This window comes from Nostoc sp. DSM 114160, assembly GCF_053470305.1.
Genome location: NZ_JBPFGO010000003.1, coordinates 1,063,645 through 1,082,467 on the forward strand (window position 1 = coordinate 1,063,645; position 18,823 = coordinate 1,082,467).

At 41.7% G+C, this 18,823-nt stretch carries 17 protein-coding genes and 1 pseudogene; 11 read left to right on the forward strand and 7 right to left on the reverse strand.

Translation table 11 applies throughout. From position 1 onward, the window contains the following. Positions 1–20: 20 nt before the first annotated feature. From NSTCB13_RS29905 to NSTCB13_RS29915, 3 genes are all read right to left on the reverse strand, one after another. The gene (locus tag NSTCB13_RS29905; RefSeq protein ID WP_094331970.1) at positions 21–476 is read right to left on the reverse strand and encodes a phage tail protein; all 456 of its coding nucleotides are present in this window, start codon (positions 474–476) and stop codon (positions 21–23) included. A 159-nt stretch (positions 477–635) separates the two neighbouring features. Then, positions 636–2,297 (reverse strand): phage tail sheath family protein, encoded by a 1,662-nt coding sequence (locus tag NSTCB13_RS29910; RefSeq protein WP_448274749.1) that lies wholly within the window; start codon positions 2,295–2,297, stop codon positions 636–638. A gap of 30 nt (positions 2,298–2,327) precedes the next feature. Further along, positions 2,328–3,167, reverse strand: coding sequence for a Pvc16 family protein (locus NSTCB13_RS29915; protein ID WP_448274750.1), 840 nt, complete (start codon positions 3,165–3,167; stop codon positions 2,328–2,330). Between the two features lie 244 nt (positions 3,168–3,411). Here NSTCB13_RS29915 and NSTCB13_RS29920 point away from each other — a divergent pair, with 244 nt between their 5' ends. The 6 genes from NSTCB13_RS29920 to NSTCB13_RS29945 all read left to right on the forward strand — a co-directional run bounded on the left by NSTCB13_RS29920 (position 3,412) and on the right by NSTCB13_RS29945 (position 10,149). Beyond that, complete coding sequence (locus NSTCB13_RS29920; protein WP_448274751.1) at positions 3,412–3,669, forward strand: hypothetical protein; 258 nt, start codon at positions 3,412–3,414, stop codon at positions 3,667–3,669. 534 nt (positions 3,670–4,203) lie between these two features. Then, positions 4,204–5,325 (forward strand): sensor histidine kinase, encoded by a 1,122-nt coding sequence (locus NSTCB13_RS29925; RefSeq protein WP_448274752.1) that lies wholly within the window; start codon positions 4,204–4,206, stop codon positions 5,323–5,325. A gap of 21 nt (positions 5,326–5,346) precedes the next feature. Next, a complete protein-coding gene (locus NSTCB13_RS29930) occupies positions 5,347–6,027 on the forward strand; it encodes a response regulator transcription factor (protein WP_445626814.1) in 681 nt (226 codons plus the stop codon). After that, positions 6,020–8,209, forward strand: coding sequence for a substrate-binding domain-containing protein (locus tag NSTCB13_RS29935; protein WP_448274753.1), 2,190 nt, complete (start codon positions 6,020–6,022; stop codon positions 8,207–8,209). Before NSTCB13_RS29930 ends, NSTCB13_RS29935 begins: the two co-directional genes overlap by 8 nt. After that, positions 8,187–8,825, forward strand: coding sequence for an FHA domain-containing protein (locus tag NSTCB13_RS29940; RefSeq protein WP_445626812.1), 639 nt, complete (start codon positions 8,187–8,189; stop codon positions 8,823–8,825). Before NSTCB13_RS29935 ends, NSTCB13_RS29940 begins: the two co-directional genes overlap by 23 nt. A 229-nt stretch (positions 8,826–9,054) precedes the next feature. Beyond that, entirely contained in the window at positions 9,055–10,149 is a 1,095-nt protein-coding gene (locus tag NSTCB13_RS29945; protein WP_448274754.1) for an anthranilate phosphoribosyltransferase family protein, read from the forward strand. Here NSTCB13_RS29945 and NSTCB13_RS29950 read toward each other — a convergent pair. Continuing rightward, positions 10,121–11,545 (reverse strand): LCP family protein, encoded by a 1,425-nt coding sequence (locus NSTCB13_RS29950; protein ID WP_445626810.1) that lies wholly within the window; start codon positions 11,543–11,545, stop codon positions 10,121–10,123. The two genes, NSTCB13_RS29945 and NSTCB13_RS29950, sit on opposite strands and share 29 nt — an antisense overlap. A 286-nt stretch (positions 11,546–11,831) precedes the next feature. After that, positions 11,832–12,173, reverse strand: coding sequence for a hypothetical protein (locus tag NSTCB13_RS29955; protein ID WP_322693865.1), 342 nt, complete (start codon positions 12,171–12,173; stop codon positions 11,832–11,834). 292 nt (positions 12,174–12,465) lie between these two features. Between NSTCB13_RS29955 and NSTCB13_RS29960 the strand changes: the two genes are divergently transcribed. After that, positions 12,466–13,632, forward strand: a complete 1,167-nt coding sequence (locus tag NSTCB13_RS29960; RefSeq protein ID WP_445626809.1) for an AI-2E family transporter — start codon at positions 12,466–12,468, stop codon at positions 13,630–13,632. Positions 13,633–13,930: 298 nt separating this feature from the next. Here NSTCB13_RS29960 and aroQ read toward each other — a convergent pair whose 3' ends face one another. Next, on the reverse strand, positions 13,931–14,617 hold the full coding sequence (aroQ, locus tag NSTCB13_RS29965; RefSeq protein ID WP_448274755.1) for a gamma subclass chorismate mutase AroQ: 687 nt from the start codon (positions 14,615–14,617) through the stop codon (positions 13,931–13,933). Positions 14,618–15,325: 708 nt separating this feature from the next. On the opposite strand from aroQ, the gene NSTCB13_RS29970 reads away from it, so the two are divergent. From NSTCB13_RS29970 to NSTCB13_RS29980, 3 genes are all read left to right on the forward strand, one after another. Beyond that, a complete protein-coding gene (locus NSTCB13_RS29970) occupies positions 15,326–15,817 on the forward strand; it encodes a GNAT family N-acetyltransferase (protein WP_445632144.1) in 492 nt (163 codons plus the stop codon). A gap of 58 nt (positions 15,818–15,875) precedes the next feature. After that, complete coding sequence (locus NSTCB13_RS29975) at positions 15,876–16,553, forward strand: ComF family protein (RefSeq protein ID WP_445626807.1); 678 nt, start codon at positions 15,876–15,878, stop codon at positions 16,551–16,553. A gap of 86 nt (positions 16,554–16,639) precedes the next feature. Beyond that, entirely contained in the window at positions 16,640–17,092 is a 453-nt protein-coding gene (locus NSTCB13_RS29980) for a PPC domain-containing protein (RefSeq protein WP_322705848.1), read from the forward strand. A 111-nt stretch (positions 17,093–17,203) separates the two neighbouring features. Here the strand turns inward: NSTCB13_RS29980 and cobS are convergent. Then, positions 17,204–17,984: pseudogene (gene cobS / locus NSTCB13_RS29985) on the reverse strand (adenosylcobinamide-GDP ribazoletransferase). A 375-nt stretch (positions 17,985–18,359) separates the two neighbouring features. Between cobS and NSTCB13_RS29990 the strand changes: the two are divergent. Continuing rightward, positions 18,360–18,812 (forward strand): hypothetical protein, encoded by a 453-nt coding sequence (locus NSTCB13_RS29990; RefSeq protein ID WP_322662022.1) that lies wholly within the window; start codon positions 18,360–18,362, stop codon positions 18,810–18,812. Positions 18,813–18,823: the final 11 nt, after the last annotated feature.

The window sequence follows — 18,823 nt, forward strand, 5'->3', positions numbered from 1 at the left end:
TTAATTACTGCAAATGCTAATTATTTGATTCGTTTAATTCCTTCGTGAACCAATTCAACAGTCTCATTTGCCATATCACCACCAGAGGCTGTTAAGGTAGGCCCGGTGTATTTACAGGGATAACAATTGACAATGTTCCAGCGTGCTTTTTCTGAGCCTTGTTGGTCGTAAGCAACTACTGAACCAGTTTTACGATTCTGTGCCCACTTCCGAGGGTCTCCCATGTCTTCGTTACAGTCTTGATACCATTTATAAAGGTCTATATCATCAGTGGCGATGACTTTTACTGTAATGTTGGTAAATTTAACAACAGTTGGTGTAGCTTGACGCATTAGTTTAGCGCCTTTAGATGAACCGTGAACTTCTTGCGCTGGTGTATTTTCAACGCCTAGTCCGCTAATTTCTTTGATGAATTTATCAGTAATTCCATCAGCCTCGAAGTAAAACTTACAAGAGGTTAAAAATTCGCCTGCCATACTTTTAGACTCCTTTGTGTGTAATTAATTTTGAAATGGGGAGTTAGGAGTTAGGAGTTAGGAGTTAAGAGTTAGGAGTTATAAGAATTCTTTCCCCAATGCCCCATGCCCCATGCCCAATGCCCAATGCCCCATGCCCAATGCCCCATGCCCTATGTTTTATTCGCTATCTTCAATGCCATTCCATTGGCTGATGCGGAAAACAACAAATTCCGCAGGTCTGACGGGACAAACTCCGACTTCAATATATAAACGTCCTAAAATTCTGGTTTCTGGTGGGTTCAATTCTTCGTCGCACTTGACATAGAATGCTTGGGCTGGAGATGCACCAAATAAAGCACCTTCACGCCAGATACGTTCTAAGAAGTTACTGACGGTGCGGGTGACACGCGCCCATAAATCTTGGTCGTTCGGTTCAAAAACTACCCACTGAGTCCCTAATTCTAGGGATTTCTCGATATAGCTAATTAATCTACGCACGCTGATGTAACGCCACTCTGTTTTATCTGGCTCAACTAAAGTGCGTGCGCCCCAAATGCGGATACCTCGATTGGGGAAGCTGCGAATGCAATTTATTCCCAAGGGATTTAATAGTTCTTGTTCGCGGAAGTTGGTGTCATAGCCCAAACCAATTACGCCTCTGGGAACTTCATTGGCTGGGGCTTTGTAAACTCCTCTGGTTTCGTCGGTGCGGGCCCAAACACCCATTACATGACCACAAGGAGGTACTAAAATTGGATTACCGCGATCGCGTGGATTAGGTACTTTAATCCAAGGATAATAAAGGGCCGCAAACATGGAACGACGGTTAAATCTATTCAACCATTCCACTACTTGTTGCGGTTTGACGGCTTCTGGTGGCGAATCAAGTACAACCATGCGGTTGGGTGGGTTGGGAATATCGCCACTGGCAGAACCCTCGCACATACTAATCATCAACTCGATGATGCCGTGAACTTGATCTAAATTCAGTACTTGCTCTTGATAAGCCCGCATCACATCAGGACAAGCCAGCATTGTGATTTCATCAACTTCAAAGATACCGCGTACCCCGGTGCGATCGTCTCTAACCCCTTCTAAATTTTGTGAAAATCTATCGGGTGTGGCAGCGACAATGGGCGGTGCTAATTCGTATTGACCATTCACCGGACGACGAGCTAAAGGTTGTCCGCTTTGAGTGATGTCTTCTACGGTGACATACATCGAATTTCTCAATGCTGTCAGCGCATAAGTTGCGACTTGAGCATTAGGGTCGCGGTTCATGCTCAAGTTTTCGTATTGCTCTAAAAGTTCATCTCCCCGACGAATTTCGATGGTGAAATATTCGCCTGTATTGGGAGGTGCTTCTCCTTCAGTACCTTCGGGTAGAGCGCGGGGCGAACCATCAACAATTACAATATTTACTAATCCACCTGATGCTTGCTCAGGGCGCAAAGTAAAGCGCAGGGCTGGACGATTACCTCTAGCGTTGATTCTGAGGGTAGCCGGTTCTGGAGTTGCAGGTCTAGGTGCGCCTGGTAACTGAGTCCCAATGCTTGTTACCCAGCAACGACCGCCACCGTTCATAAAGTAGCCGTAGACTGAAAAGGGTAAATAGGCGTTGAAGTCAGTGAAGCCGTCAGAGTTGGGACGGGCAAAGTAGTTTAAAAATTGCGTCCAAGTGGTTACTAGCATGGGCTTGTATAATTCAGCCCCACCGCGAACGTCTTCTGTAAAGCCTACAAATCCGGCAACTGCTGTGCTAACACCTTCAATTGGTCGGCTACCCCGGTCAATTTCTTCGATGTAAACACCAGGAGCAAAGTAATCAAGTCTAGCCATGAAAGTTTCTCCAAGTCAGTAAAAATCTAATTATTCAGGAGTTAGAAATATTTCTTTGAAAGTATTACTTTGGTTATCTACCAATGCATTGACGTTTTGGGGTAAATAGCCAGGATGATTCAGAGTCAAAACATAATTACCTAAATGAAGGTCTTCAAAGAAGAACAACCCTTCTTTAGTAGTTGATATGGACTTGTCAGTTCCTCTCACAGCCACTTCTATTGCTACCAGCGGCAAATTTGTCACCGCACTTTTGACAATACCTGCGATCGCAACTCGCCTGGTTAATACTAAACTGTCACTATCGCGAGACAATTGATTTCGCAAATTGAAAATTCGCTCCCAAACCAAAGGCACTGGAGCCGGTTGTGGCTCGAAGGGTATTGTAACTGTCAAATATAAGGCTGAACGCAATGGCACATTGAGAGCGCTCCATAAAGAGCCAATCTCAATTGGCGGCTCTAAGGCAACTGTCATGTTCAAATTACCATAGCCCCGTAATTCAGGAACCAAAAACTCTTCTTCCAAGGTGCGATGGCGCAACAGCACAGTCAATGCCTCACTAATAAAATGATGCTCACCTAAAGCTGTTCTATCCCAGGCTGTTAATAGCAGCGAAACATCAAACCAAGCTGGTGCCCAATTTACAGTGGCAGGTTGTAGAGCGCGTGTTAGCTTGCGTTCTACTTGCCTGCCAGAATGTTGTACCTGCTTACTCTCACGTATATCAAAAATATATAAATTGAGAGTCGGGCCTGCTCCCTCTTCCCTACGATTACCAGGATGGCTAAAGTCAATTTGCTCTGTACTGGTAAGTGAGGTTCCTCCAGCGAGAATTTCGGCTAAAGTTTGAAGAACGAAGATAAGCATGAAGGTGTGCTGCTGGTAGCTAATCCAGATGCATCTACAGTATATGTATCGGGCTTCTAAAGTTAATTAGACTTTTGTCGATATTTTTTAAATCAGGTATTGGGTCAAGAATCCGTAAAGCAGCAACTTCAGTTTGTAGATTAATCTGGAGCAGTTCTTCAGTGGAGGCACTACATTTTTTTCTTGTGAGGTGGATTGAAAAGCATTGGTGTCAAGTTAAGGCAGAAGCCCAAATGTCAAAGGTATGTTCGTCGAATTCGGGCAGTCGTTTATTGAATTCGGGGCGTCGTTTATTGAATTCGGGGCGTCGTTTATTGAATTCGGGCAGTCGTTTATTGAATTTGGGCAGTCGTTTATTGAATTCGGGCAGTCGTTTGTTGAATTCGGGGCGTCGTTTATTGAATTCGGGCAGTCGTTTATTGAATTCGGGGCGTCGTTTATTGAATTCGGGCAGTCGTTTATTGAATTTGGGCAGCCATTTATTATTTTTGTTCAATTTTAATTTGAAAAGGATAAAACCTAAACACAAAAAGACTTTTCATCCAGTAAAGAGCGATGCACTGAGCCGGTCGTTGTGTCCCTAGCTATACTAGTTGACCCAATGATTTCATCCTAACTTGACACTAATGGCTGAAAAGACATCCCAAGTAGTCCATTAAGCTAACGAAAGCTTGGGTACGTAGTCAATACTACTCGGGTTTTGCATTTTGAATTGAAAGTTTGGTTTTGGGAAAGGGTTAAAGGGTAAGGTTTAAGGGTTTTTTCTTTCCCTTTTCCCCTTTCCCCCAAAACCCGACAAGTATTGGGTACGTAGTAAGCATTTCAGTGCTTAACATCAGGACTAAAGTCCTTACTACAAACTTCTTTACATAACAAAGTTAGCTTGATACACGTGTGAATACAAACCTTAATAATTATTTGTATGAATTATCTCAAAAGAGAACTTAACAAAAAAATAAACATTCCTGAAACTGCATAATTTTATACTGGTCAGCAGAAGAGTAAAAACATTTAGTTGCAAAAAGCGAGTGAAGGTATGACACTAGGCTTTTCTGTACAAAAACTAGACAATGGCTCTAATTATTTGAGTTACTCAGACATCCAAAGCTTTTGTCAGCTTGAGTCTGAGCAGTTAACTAGTCAGTATCCAATTTTTTTCGCTCGGATTGTCTATCATGATTCATTATTGAGAGCTAATCAAGAGGTAATAAATTATGGTCAAGACCAAGTTCCTTTTTCCTCAAAAACTTTAGCTTATTTGCGTTCGGAAGCATGGCTGACAGATTTTCCGCCTGTTTTGACTTTACAAGAATTTAAGCTGAAGGACTTTTCATCTATTTCTTACATTTGCCCCATATCCTATAGAAATCAGAAAACTGAATATATTCAAATCATTACTCATGAACCTCTCTCGTCGAGTTTACAACTATATGTAAAACGCTCTGCTATGCTGCTGAGTAAGTATGTAGATATTTCCTTGGACTATGGCAGACAAAAAACTGAAATTCAACTCCTAGAAAATATCTTGCATCGAGTCGGTCATCAATTACGTAACTCTCTAGGACTTATCGGATTGTATGCACATAATTTATGTTTAGGTTTAAAGGATAGCCCTTGGCAAGAGCAAGCAACAATCATCGGCGAAAGTATACAAGATTTAGATACTAATTTAAATGAACTGATTGATTGCGGTCAAAGTGCAAAATTAAGAGTAACACTTCAAGATTTAAGAAGTTTAGTGGTAGAAAGTATCACAAATTTACAACCTCTAATTAATCAGAAAAAACTTAAAATATTGATTCCTGATACATCGACAATACTGAAGATAGACAAATTACAAATGAAACAAGTTTTTGATAATATCCTCAGTAATGCCGTTCATTTCAGCCCTCATTCAGGAACTATTACCTGTACCTGGCAAATTTTTCAAGATGAAGTTTTAATTAAAATCTCCGATCGAGGACCAGGATTGTCTCAAGAAGACTTACAAAAAATATTTACCCCATTTTATTCCCGACGCCAAGGAGGTACAGGACTGGGTTTAACTATTGCTAAAAAAATCATTTTGGATCATCAAGGAAGTATCTGGGCACAAGTTTTATCAGAAAGTGGGGCACAAATTTCGATGATTTTACCTCGACCAAGGAATGTGAATTAATTTATAATTCATCAGAAAAATATGATTAATGATAATAATAAACTTTCGGTTTTACTCGTAGATGATGAAGAACGCTTTCGTCAAGGTTTACGTACTCTCCTAAATTTTTATAGTATTAATTCTGCGTTACCTGTAGAAGTTATTGGTGATGCAGATTCTGTTGAGCAGGTTTTAAAGTTTACAACTCAGAAGTGTCCAGATTTAATTTTGCTGGATATGCAATTGAAAGGATGTGATGGAATTACAGTTCTGGCACGTCTAAAAGAAGCTGCTTACAGTGGCAAAGTTTTAGTATTGTCGGCTCATCAAGAAGACGATTGGATTTTTAGAGCGATGCAGGGAGGAGCCGCAGGTTATGTGTTTAAAAATCGTGTAGCAACTCAATTATGTGAAGCTATTGACACTGTAACTAGGTCAGAAATTTATCTACCTTCAGAAGTTGCTAGTCGATTTTTCCGGTTTTTTCAGGCTTATTCAGATTCTTGTGTAAAAGCATGTCATGAGGTGCATTTAACCGAAAGAGAGCAAGAAGTTTTGTACTGGTTAACTCAAGGTGCTTCTAATGAAAAAATCGCTAAACATTTGTATGTAACAGTTGCTACTGTTAAGGCGCATCTCACCAGTATTTTTGAAAAATTAAAGGTTACTAGCCGGACTCAAGCGATTGTAACTGCCCTCAAGCTAGGATTAGTTCATGCTTGAGCGCGACGGAAGTAATCGGCGCAATTCACGAAACTTTTTGGATATGGCTTCATTTGAATCTTTTTATCAAGAATACCCCTGCTCGTACAATTCTCCCTTAAGTTGCGATCGCCCCTTCCAAACGGCGCAGCAAATCAAGGGTGCTAAGTTTTGCTTGGAATGTGGTTTTCCAGCGACTTTACCACAGGAGGGTGAGATTAAAGGAAATCAGGGAACTTATCAAATAACTAGTTTTGTCGGTGTGCGCGGTTTAGGGCGCTTATATTCAGGTGTTCAACTTAAAGACAAACAACCTGTAATCATCAAAGAATACCTACTCCCGAATCGTTCTTTTAATGAAAGTGAGACTCAAAAGCGGAAAGAGACTTTTAAACGGGTGGGTGGGGTAAGTTTAGCCGATAGTCGAATTCAAAACTTCCGTCTGGTGGAAACGAAAGAAGCGATCGCAGATGAAAAAGGAGAACGCTGCTATCTTATTACTCAAGGAATCGAATCATCCCAAACTTTAGGTAAATATCTCATAGAAAAGGGAGCAATGACATCTCTTGAGGTGCGGGAAGTACTAAATCAAGGTTTACAAACTCTCCAGTTTCTCCACACTCAAAAGCTGCGTTTTCCCTCCAATCAAACACAACTAGGTATCACTCACGGCAATATCAATTTAGATAGTATTTTAATTAAAGTAGAAAATAATCAAAAATTTTCTATATACTTTTGTGATTTAGCAATCTGGGAAAACTTATTTATTCCCCCAATTATTCCTCAACCTGCTGCCGCCAGACCCGATCAAGATTTAGAATCATTAGGATTATTAGCCTTTTATTTATGGGTAGGTCGGACAACTAATTTTTCATCTAACCAGCCTCTCGACCCTAGAGATAATCAACAATGGCCGGATACTGATAGCTATTTAAGGCAATTTATTTATCGCTTAATTGGGTTGGAAACTCCTTTTGAGAGTGCAGAAGCGGCTCGTAAAGCACTGCTAGAACTTCCTCAAGAAGATCGTGTTAAAAGTTTAAATTCAGCGCGAGCGCCAGGTTCTCAAGAAATAAAAAAGCCTTTGCCAATGCCCTTACTTTTACTAATAATCCTATTTTTATTACTACTTGGTGGCGGAATTTGGTATTGGCTATGGGGTAGGAAAACAGATAATCCTAATCAATATATCCAATGGTCTAAACTTGTACGTAATTTTTCCGAAGTCCCCAACGTTCCTTCTGGACAATTTACTTATACAGGAGAAAAAGATAGTACATGGAGTTTTGTTTTAACGCAATTAGTGGACAACAGCCGTTTAGCAGATTTATTGACCAGACCAAAGCCAGATGCAACCGCAACATTTGACTATAAATCTGTTTTGTCATCAAATATAAATAATCCGATTAAAAGTATCGAAGAAGTTCAAACAAACAAAAAAGATTTTGCCATTACTAGTTTGGTAGATAACATTACAGATAAACTTGCGAAAAAAGCAGTAGCCTATGATGGGTTACTTGTTTTTGTCGCATTTAATAAAAGAGACTCAAATCTTGCTAATGCTCTTGGGGGGCAAATTAATCTCGAGCAATTGCGTCAAATTTACACAGGTAAAATTACTAATTGGCAGCAGATTAATCCTAAACTGCCAAATCTGCCTGTGAAACCTTTTGCCCCAACCGAACCGGAAGCAATCAGTAAATTTCAACAAATAGTTCTGCAAAATGCTCCTCAAGACGAAGCTTTATTTGCAGCGAAAGTTACTAAACTTGATACAACAAAAACTCAAAACCTAATACGCAGTGAAACTTTAGAGGGGCGAACTACTGGTATTATCAGTTTTGGGATTATCAGTAAAACTTCGAGTCAGTGTACTGGCTATCCTCTAGCGATCGCCGATGCTAAAAAGTCTGCTATTCAACCTCTGTTTCAAAAGCGCGATCGGCGCTCAATTAATCCCTCAGATGATTTGTGTCAACATGATGATTATTATGTTGATGTCACAACTTTCCAAAGCTACCCCTTGGGATACCCTATTTTTGTAGTGTACCCTAAAGACAGCAACCGCCTACCTGGTGGTTCTACATTTGCCCAGATGCTAACTACTCGTCAGGGTCAGTGTTTACTTAGTAAAGTAGGTCTTGTAGCTTTACAACCTATGCCTGATGATATAAAGTCTTATGCCTGCAAATCGGTGCCCTAATCCTAGTTGCGAATATTTTAACCGCGCCCTGCCTAACAATGCTAAGGTTTGTCCCTGGTGTTCTACCCCGGTGGGTAATGTAGTTTCTGCTACACCACAATCACCTAGTCAACCTCCACCTATTCAACAACAACCTAGTCAACCACCTGTTCAGTATCAGCGGCCGCCTACAGACCAACCTTACCAAGCTCCCCAACAAGCCCCCATTGATTATTCAACAGTCTATCAGCCACGAGTTTCCTATCAACCAACGCCACCTGTTTATACCCCCCCGCCTCAAAGAGCGCCAGCCTTAAAGCTGATTCATAGCACCGGCAGAGAATTTCACCTCATTGGGGAAGGAGGTTATATCGGTCGCCGCAGTCAGAGTCCAGGAATAGCGCCGCCAGAAATTGACTTGACCGGCATTCCCAGTGAGGGAATAGTCTCTCGTCGTCATGCGCGAGTCGATTGGGACTGGTCGCAAAATTCTTACATGATTGTTGATATGAGTACAAATGGTATTTATTTAAACAACAATCCTTTGAATCCTGGTATGCAGTATCGCCTACTGAACGGTGATTCCCTGCGATTTGGTCAGGATAACCTAGTTAATTTCACTGTATATGTAGTGTAGTAAAAAGCTGATTTTATAACTTTTAATTAACAAGACTGGGGGCTTAACAACAAGCTTAAGCCCTTTGTTAAAGATAGACAAACTTGTGAGCTAAATAATTTAGTAAACTCTGCTGTTGACGACTCATTTTTACCTTCTTAAATCTAAAATTCGGCCATTAGTCATTTTCGCTTATCCCGAAAGACAAAGGACAATAGACAAATGACGCTGGACGGAGGACAAAGGAAAAATGAGCAATGTATTTCGGGAATTTCTGCAAAAAGTAGGCAGCGGAAACCACACATCTAAGAATTTAACTCGTATTGAAGCAGCCACCGCTACTCAAATGATGCTGCTGGGTGAAGCGACACCAGCCCAAATTGGAGCCTTTTTGATTGCTCACCGAATCAAGCGTCCTACGGGAGAAGAGTTAGCCGGAATGTTGGATGCTTATGAGGAACTGGGGCCAAAACTGCAACCCATAGCCTCTGGGCGACCTGCGATCGCTCTTGGCATTCCTTATGATGGTAGGACACGCACAGCACCGATTAGTCCCGTCATAGCTTTACTACTCGCCGCAGTGGGACAACCAGTGGTAATGCATGGTGGCGATCGCCTACCAACGAAGTACGGCTTACCCCTGATAGATATTTGGCAGGGTTTAGGAGTCGATTGGACTACTTTACCCCTAGCACAAACTCAACAAGTGTTTGAGCAAACGGGAATCGGCTTTATTTATCTACCTCAGCATTTTTCCTTAACTACAAGTATTTGGGAGTACCGCGACCAACTTGGCAAACGTCCGCCGTTGGCGACAATGGAGCTAATTTGGTGTCCTTATGCTGGGGATGCTCACGTAATTGCTGGGTTTGTCCATCCACCTACAGAAGGGATGTTTCAGATAGCTTTTGGACTGCGGGGAGTGACAAAATTTACATTAGTCAAAGGATTGGAAGGTAGTTGCGACTTACCGCGCGATCGCACTGCAATAATCAGTTTATCTTCATCCGTAGCACCCCAAGAGGTAGAACGATTGCACCTCGTACCGCGCGATTACGGCTTTACTACCAAGAACGTACCCCTTGGAACTACTGAAGAACTGGTGGCGGATATTCAAGAGGTTTTGGCAGGTAAACCAGGTGAATTGATGCAAACAGCCTTGTGGAATGGCGGATTTTATCTATGGCGCAGTGGTATTTGTTCAGATATGCCAGAAGGTTTAGCTAAAGCAGAAGAATTATTAACCAATGGTTTAGCAGCAGCTAAACTCCAAGAACTGAGCCAGGTAGTAAATTCAGTATCAGCAGATGTACCCTTTAGGGTGTCAACGACTTCTCCAAAATAGATTTTTGTTCCAACCAATCTTTACCTACTTGGATACTGATATCCGATGCAAGGTTGCCAGTGCTTTCCACCCGCACTTCTCCAAATCCCAAAGTGCTGCGAATTGATTCGGCACTGTCACCATCTCCTTGTTGGGCGACAATATGAGTTACATCTAGAGGTTCACCCCATGCCTTGGCCACATAGATATTGCGATATCCAGATTTTTCCAAGGCTCTTATTAACGGTTGCAGGTTAGAGCGATCGCCACCTGTACTATCTTGAATTGCTACACGCAAAGAGCGGGGGTTAGTTGTACTTGCCAGCTGTTCCTGTTCTGACTCCACACCAAAGTGTTGAGCCATCAGTTTCGCAATCCCATCTTTGTTGGGCAACCAATAGCTAGCATCAAACTCATTCTTTTCGCTAAAGCGACCTGGCAGCATTAACATTTGCATATTAGAGCGATTTGTCCGCACCCCAAAACCCATTAGTGCCACTAACTCTTCAACCGTCAAGTTAGTATCAATGTGGTCTTTCACGACATCAAGAACTTTAGGTAATTGAGCAACAGTCGCTGGGTTGAGTGTTTGCTCCATCAAAGCGCGGATGACCATTTGCTGGCGCTGAATCCGACCAATATCACCGAGTTCGTCATGGCGAAAACGCAGCAATTGTAGTGCCTGATCGCCGTTGAGATGCTGCTTACCCGCCTTCAAATTGATGTACAAATGCTGAGAATCATCTTGATATTTCATATCTTTAGGGACGTAGACAGTCACGCCACCCAAAGCATCAATCAGCTTGGCAACTCCCAAAACGTTAATTCGGATATAGCGATCAATTCCCACCCCACCTAAGAGATTACTGACGGTTCTAGCAGTCAAAGCTGGTCCACCGTCAACATTGGCAGCATTAATTTTTTTCACTCCATATCCCTCTATTTGCGTGCGGGTATCTCTGGGAATGGAGAGCATATTTATTTTTTTCGTCTCTGGATCGAATTTGACCAAGAGCATCACATCGGAAAGACCATCAAAAGAGTTGACTTGGGGCAGGTATTTGAGATTTTTGGTATCTTCAGGAGGGTTTTGGATATCTGGCGGAAGTACGCTCATTCCCATCACTAAAAGATTCACTGGACGAGTTAATTCTGAAAATCGCAGCACACCTCCAGAAATGCGCTCGCTATCAAAGGCCGCCTCATCCTTTGGAGTTAGCTGGGCTTGTTGCAAAGGCGTACTCGTCAAAGACACCGCCAAAAGCGCCCCCGCAGTTGCAGATACCATCGCAATACCACCCATACCTACCCAAAACCACAGCCACCGTCCTGATGTCGAGCTTTGGGGAATTTTTTTATTGGACTTTGAGGCTTTTCCCGACTGGTTTTCTTCCGCCGAACTTCTTTGAATGGTCACAGACTTCCTCACACTTACTCACTAATCAAATTCAGTAATTTTGCAGACTAAAAACACCCAAACAAATCAACCCATAATAGCTAACTCTTAATTATCGGTGCTAACTTTTTTAATGTAGTGTCAACCACAACACTTATAGCAGCATTTATTCTTTTTTTGGGACAACCTGGAGATGTTTTACTGAAGTATGGCAATAATAAACTGGATTTGACTAGATATATAAATAAATCTGCCAGAAATTTTCTAAAATTCAGTAAAAACACCGACAATTTATCGCTTTAAAAAATTAAGATAAATACTTGCCAAGCACTCGTTCAGCTAAACTACTAAACCCTGGTAAACGACTAGATTTGCCCTGCATTAGGCGCAAAATCAACCAAATACTTACTAAAAAGTAACCTGACGTAAGAAAGCTATTGAGGATAAATAGACGTAGCGGAAAAAAATCTGAAGTTGCTGCCCCGGTGGCTAATAATAGATAACTCAACAGCCAAGTAAGTGCCAAAGTAATAGACAGACGACTAATAGCAAGTTGTTCCCGATTACCCTGGCCTCGATAGAGCGTCCACAAAGATGGAAAAAAGCCGACGATTGGAACTAAATGTAAAAGCAACTGTGTTTTAGGCATCGGGGATAGGGCATTATTATTCTCCCTCTGCTCCCTGGCTCCCCCGCTCCCCCGGTTACTGAGCGTCTTGCCTTGAGCGAAGTCGAAAGGAGTCGAAGTATGCTCCCCTGCTCCCTGGCTCCCCTGCTCCCTGGCTCCCCTGCTCCCTGGCTCCCCATTCTCTTTTGCTTCAAAATTCTTCATTGGGGTTAGTCTAACTCCTAAACTAGAAGGATGAATAAGACTCATATAGTTAGAGATAATAAGCTGTAAAGAAAAATTTCATTTAGTTCTATTCCGCAATCAGCTCAAAATGCAGACACGTAAGCTACTCGACTGGTGGCAAACATTTACTCCAATAGCGCGAATCGGGGCGATCGCGCTATTCGCTCCGCTGCTAGTTCTCAATGGTTGGGCAATTTCGGTATTTTTCAATTATTTCCATTCTCTCATAGTCATTTTAGTCGGAGCCTCAGTGCTAGCATTTCTGCTCAACTACCCCGTGAGTTGGATGGAGCATCATGGTGCTAGGCGAGAGCAAGTTGCTATTTTAGTATTTCTCTTGGCTTTATCGATTTTATTGGCGTTGGGTGTGACACTTTTTCCCTTGGCTCTTACCCAAGCACAACAACTGGTGGCGCGTTTGCCAGATTTAATCGACTCTGGACGCTCTCAGTTGATGATCTTAAACGGAAAAGCTGAGACTTTTGGCTTACCGATTAACCTCGATGCTCTGGTGGTGCAAATCAACGATCGCGTCAAAGGACAATTACAAGCGATCGCTGGACAAGTTTTAAATCTGGCTGTACTGACAGTTACTAGTCTGCTAGATATTCTCTTGACGATAGTTTTGACTTTTTATCTTTTACAGCATGGGGGTGAACTCTGGGAAAGTTTAGTTGAATGGCTACCTAATAAATTTCGCGAGCCTTTCTCCAAAACAGTCCGCCTCAGCTTCCAAAATTTCTTCATCACCCAGTTGATTTTATCTACCTGTATGGCTTCAGCCCTTATTCCTACCTTTTTGTGGCTAAAAGTGCCCTTTGGATTGCTATTCGGACTAACTATTGGCCTGATGGCTCTCGTTCCCTTTGGCGGTTCTGTAGGCATTGCCCTAACTACACTATTGGTAGCGTTGCAAGATTTTTCAATGGGTGTGAGAGTGTTGATCGCAGCGGTAATCGTACAGCAAATTCTCGAAAATTTAATTGCCCCCCGAATTTTAGGCAATTTTACTGGTTTAAATCCAGTTTGGATTTTAATTTCGGTCTTAACAGGGGCAAGAATTGGCGGACTGTTGGGTGTAATTGTGGCAGTACCTACAGCTGTTGTGATTAAGACTGCTTTAAGTGCCTTGCGTCCTGGTACCGCAACAAACGACAGCGCCATTGGGGAGATAACTGCATCCGTTCCAGGAAATGAGTCATCGAAAGCCGACGACAACAAAACTTTGAGCATTTCTGAAGCAACATTGCCTTAATACAAGAAGGCAGGAGCAGGAAGTGTATCATCAGTTATTTATCAGGAACGGTAAGGGGCAAGGGAAAGGGTAAAAAGCTATTGCTTCTATGGTGGGAGACTATTATTAACCTTTTTCCCTTGACCCCTCTTATTTTTGAAATTCTGTTGCAAGCGATTGCTTAATATCAAAATTTTCCAAATCCTGTGAAAAGTCAGCCTTTACCACCAGAAATGAATGCCAATTGGTGTTTCGCTTCAATATTGTAAATAGCTTTTAAACTTTTAAATAAATCTAACTTTCAGAATCATTATCTAATTTAGAATTTAGCAAAGGAAACTACTTTGCAAGAAGTGCTTTTAAATTGCAGCAAAGGTGAAATTGCTAGGTTCTGCACTTGCCGATCGATACCATCTCCCTGAATAATCACCTGGGAACGTGATTGAATTAATTCCCGAATTTGTGGACAACCTAGAACAGAATTCAGTTCTGTTAAAGCAAAGAGAAATTCTATGTTTAATTTATCTAACGATGGTCGTAATGTCTGGTTTAAGTCTGGCACGTTAGGAAAAGATTTAATACCTTGCTTTTGCCAGTTTTGAAAATCAGTGGTTTGGATAAGTTTTCCGGCTTTTATTTGTGCTTGAAAAAATGCTGCAACTGTATCGGGTTCTAAACTATGGGTTGTTGCTTGCTGCCGAACTTTTAATAGTAACTCTTGTTCGCGCTTTAGATCCTCAATAGGACGTTTTTGATTCCATTTCCATCGGGCTACATCATGTGCGATTAACAATCGCTGCTGGATCAATTTTAGTAATTTATCTACAGGCAGTTGTTGTTCATCTACCCTAATAGCTTGGAGATTTACTAATTTGACTGGTTTATAGTTTTGAGCAACGAAATATAATTTGAAGTTTGCAGCAACTACTGTAGTACTGAAAAAAATTCCAAAGAAAATTATGATGACAAACAACAGTGGATGCTTTCTAAAAAAACTTAAATTCATAGAAAAAAGCTTATACACCATGCTAATTAGCACAAATCATCAGTAAGTAAAACGCTGTGGAAAAACAAAACTATGTTAATAAAAATTAAATAGACTCAAACCCTCTTCCCTCCTACCTCACTTCTCCTGTCGGAGACGCTCTTGCTAGCTTGCTTCCACGAAGTGGTACGACTACGCTCAGTGACCACCTGCCTCCTGCCTCATCTCAACGATAAATATTCACGCCGACCTACTTAAATCGATAAAAATACAGTATTTTCAATTTCAAACAAAATATCTCATAGTTACTGACAAAAAGCAAATTCAGGCTTATGGGGGTATTCTCGCATTTCTCACAAGCTTGAGGTGCAGAGAGGTAGAGGGGAAAGAACTTGTACAAGAACTCTCCCCTGCTCCCCTGCACAAGGTTTTGAGAGATGTGGTGAGACCGGGTTATTGTCTCCGTCAGCAGGGATTACGTGCTGCTCAAAGAGATGCTAAACGCGGTCGTAAATTGTTCCAAACAGAAATTCAGCGGATTTGGGCATTGATAATGTAGGTAGATGTAGAGCCGATTTCTTTGTTAAAGATGACTTTTCTCAGCACTGAAGATAATTCACGCCTTGAGATTACAGCTTGAAATGAACTCTGCAAGAATTGCGATTTGCTGAGTAAATTGGGATATAGATGCGGAAAATTTTTCTGGGTAAACTTGACCAGCAAATGGTAATGAAAAACTATTATCAAGATTTTTTAATTCGTGATTGGGTGAAAAGCGATCGCACAAGAGCCGCCGAAGTCATCAGTTATGTATTATCAGAATACGGTCTGGGTTGGGAACCCAAGGGTGCTGACCAAGATGTGCTGCGAGTCGAGGAATGTTATTTAGCTACTGGGGGAGAGTTTTGGGTAATTGAACACCAAAGTCAGTTAGTAGGTACTGGAGCATACTACCCCATACACCGAGGTGAAAAAGCTGTAGAAATCCGCAAAATGTATCTTTTACCCAGCATCAGGGGTTTAGGATTAGGGAAATATTTGTTACAACAGCTAGAAGCAGCGATCGCAAAGCGTGGTTTTCAACAAATTTGGATTGAAACCGCCAGTGTTTTGGTGGAAGCAGTCAAGCTGTATGAAAGCAATGGCTACACTCCAGCAACAGGAGTGGAAACAACAAGGTGCGATCGCGTCTATGTTAAGTCATTGGTCAATAGTCATTAGTCATTAGCTAAAAACAAAGGACAAAGGACAAATGACAAATAACAAAGGACAATTCTAAATGCACCCTTGGATTCAAAATTTTAAAGGCTTACTCAATCTTTTTCTCCAATCCCATTGCCCTCTATGTCAACGCGCAACTTCCCAAGAATTCTGTCAAAACTGCACCATACAACTGCAAAAATGTCAACGTAAAGACCCGATTTCTCTATGGCAAGAGCCTATACCAGTGTTTGGCTGGGGGGAATATGGTGGCCCAGTGAAACGAGCGATCGCAGCGATGAAATACGAAAATCAACCCCAAATAGCTCGTCCTTTGGGTCAATGGTTAGGGGAAGCATGGTTGTTAAATTCACCGAAGCGAGATAGCCAGCCTGTAGTAGTTCCTATCCCACTTCACGCTAGCAAACAAAAACAACGTAAATACAATCAAGCTGCACTAATAGCACAAAGTTTCTGCGAAATAACTGGATTAAAATTGAAACTAAACGGTTTAGCAAGAGTGCGAGAAACTGAAGCGCAGTTTGGTTTGTCGGTATCTAAACGAGAAAAAAACTTGAACCAAGCTTTTGCTATTGGGCAAGAATTTCGCCATCGTCTTCCAAATGTCCCAGTGCTGTTAGTGGACGACATTTATACTACTGGTGCTACTGCCAGGTCTGCTGTGCAAACACTTCGTCAGTATGGAATTGTGGTCTTAGGATTAGTAGCTGTAGCCACTGCTGTCAAAGACGGATAAATCAAGAGTTAATAAGCTAACTTTAGCAGATAAGTGCATAAATTGACCTAATTACCCTATTTTTGTAGAAAAATTGCTTAAAATGTATGAATAAAGTTTTTGCGGCAGGTTTAAAACAACTCATCATCATTCCTGCCACATTGCTGGCAATAGGCATAAGTACAAGTGCAGTTGCTCAAAATAAGTTGTATAGTCCAATTCCTTTATCTAACAGTACTGAAATTGACGATCGCCTTTCAGACAAAGATATCCCCACAGGTCAAGGTGGGTTTGCCCGTGATTACACTGTGAAGTTGCAGAAGGGCGATAATTTAGCAGTTGACCTGTCATCGGAAAACTTTGACAGTATCATCACACTGCTAGCACCTGATGGTTCGACTTTAGCAGAAAATGATGATGGCCCTGATGGTAGTAGCAATTCCTTACTCTTTACTCGCATCGTAGAGACAGGGAATTATGTTATTCGTGTCCGGTCTTTTGGGGAAACTGGGGTTGGGGCTTTTAAACTCAAAGTCACAAAGTTGCAACCGATTAAATGAGTGCTGAGTGCTGTTAGCGGTAGCGGGGCGTTTAGCCCGTGCTGAGTTAGGAATTAGGAGTTTGGAGTTTGGAGTTTGGAGTTTTAACTCCTCACTTTTCACTCCTCACTCCTAACTTCCTACAGTAGTCAATACACAGAGAAATAAGGCTTCAGTCCACTCAACGACTGCGCCGTAGGTATCTCCAGTGTGTCCGCCTAGTTTATGGTTGAACCATGCACCAGTTAAAGTGGCGATCGCACTTCCAACAACTATGATTGTCAGTGCGAGAAATAGCTGCTGGTTATCTATTAGCCAAAGTAAACCACTCAAACTAAACAACAATAACAATCCTGGTAACAAATCTTTGTAAGAACGAATGGCTTGTTTGTGAAGCGCGCCTTTACCAGTTGCTTTCAAATAAGGATATCGGGCGATCGCTAGTTGTTGTCCCCAACGTCCCCAGCCGCAAGCAGCCATCAGCAATAACCAACGGTTTTCTGGCATATCCGTCAAAGCTGTTATTTTCAGTAGTACCAAGGCGATCGCAGCCATTGCTCCAAAGGCTCCTGTAGCACTATCTGCCATTACCTCCAGTCGCCGATCTGGGTCGCCTACTGCTAAACCATCGGCAGTATCCATTGCCCCCATCTAAGTGCAATCCTCCAGTTATGGCAATCCAAACACTTACTACCAAAGCACTACGAGTTAACACGGGCATACCAATATAATCCATCCCCGTATCTAGCAACCCTAAAATTCCCCCAATTATAACTCCAACAAGCGAAGCAAGACGTGCTACTCTTTGAAAGTCCAATCCGTTCAAATACGGTAACGGAATACTTGTGTAAAATATAATACTAGCTGCCAGCTTTAACAGCAGCTTTTTCCACCACTGTTGCTGTTTCGTCATTTGAATTAGATTAATTTTTGGTAAATTGCTGGATAATAGTCATAATTTCGGTAAAACCGACATCAGTAGACTTTAAAACTTTAAATAAGATTTACTTCTATTAAACATTCTCGTTGAAAATTTTGTTATGCTGGTCTAAGTGGTAAACAAATAGTTTTGAGTAACTTTTTATACGAAAACGATAACTTAGGAAGTTAAAATTCCATCAAGGAGCAAAATTTGTATTTTGTATTCGTTAACTAAAAACTTACTCCAAATTATTAGACGATTGCCCCATAAAATTGATATTTTTTTAAATGTAGGGAGTAAACAAGCTATTCAATTATGACAGTTTAGCTATGTTGTTGCCCTCCTTAGCTCAATCGCAATTTTCCTATGAGTCACCATCTACCCGACACCAGGATACCAGCTCCGTGCATTATTAACACGGGCATTATTGTGAATAAGCTCGACATCCGGCGATTGCTGGCAGATTTAGGTCGAGTCCACTACATCTACACCCAAGAAGATAAGGTACTGAGCGAGGGTGAAGGGGATGTGATGGAAGTTTTTGCCAATCCGCAAAGGTCTACCTTAGTGGCTAACCGCGCCCTATATCTGAATGTTTGTAGTTTTGATTACTTAGAACTAAAACAGTCGTCGCAACAGGAAACCTACTTCGATTTGATGCAAGAAGGATTGTGTCTGCGGTTAATTCCCCGATCGACACCTTTACAAGAGCGACGAGAGCGAAGCTTCAATGTCAGCGCTATAGAAGCGATGATGGAACAAGTACTCTCAGCCAAGTGGGATGCAGAAATTGACGATGACTGTTCTGATTCTTTCTAAATAACAATTAT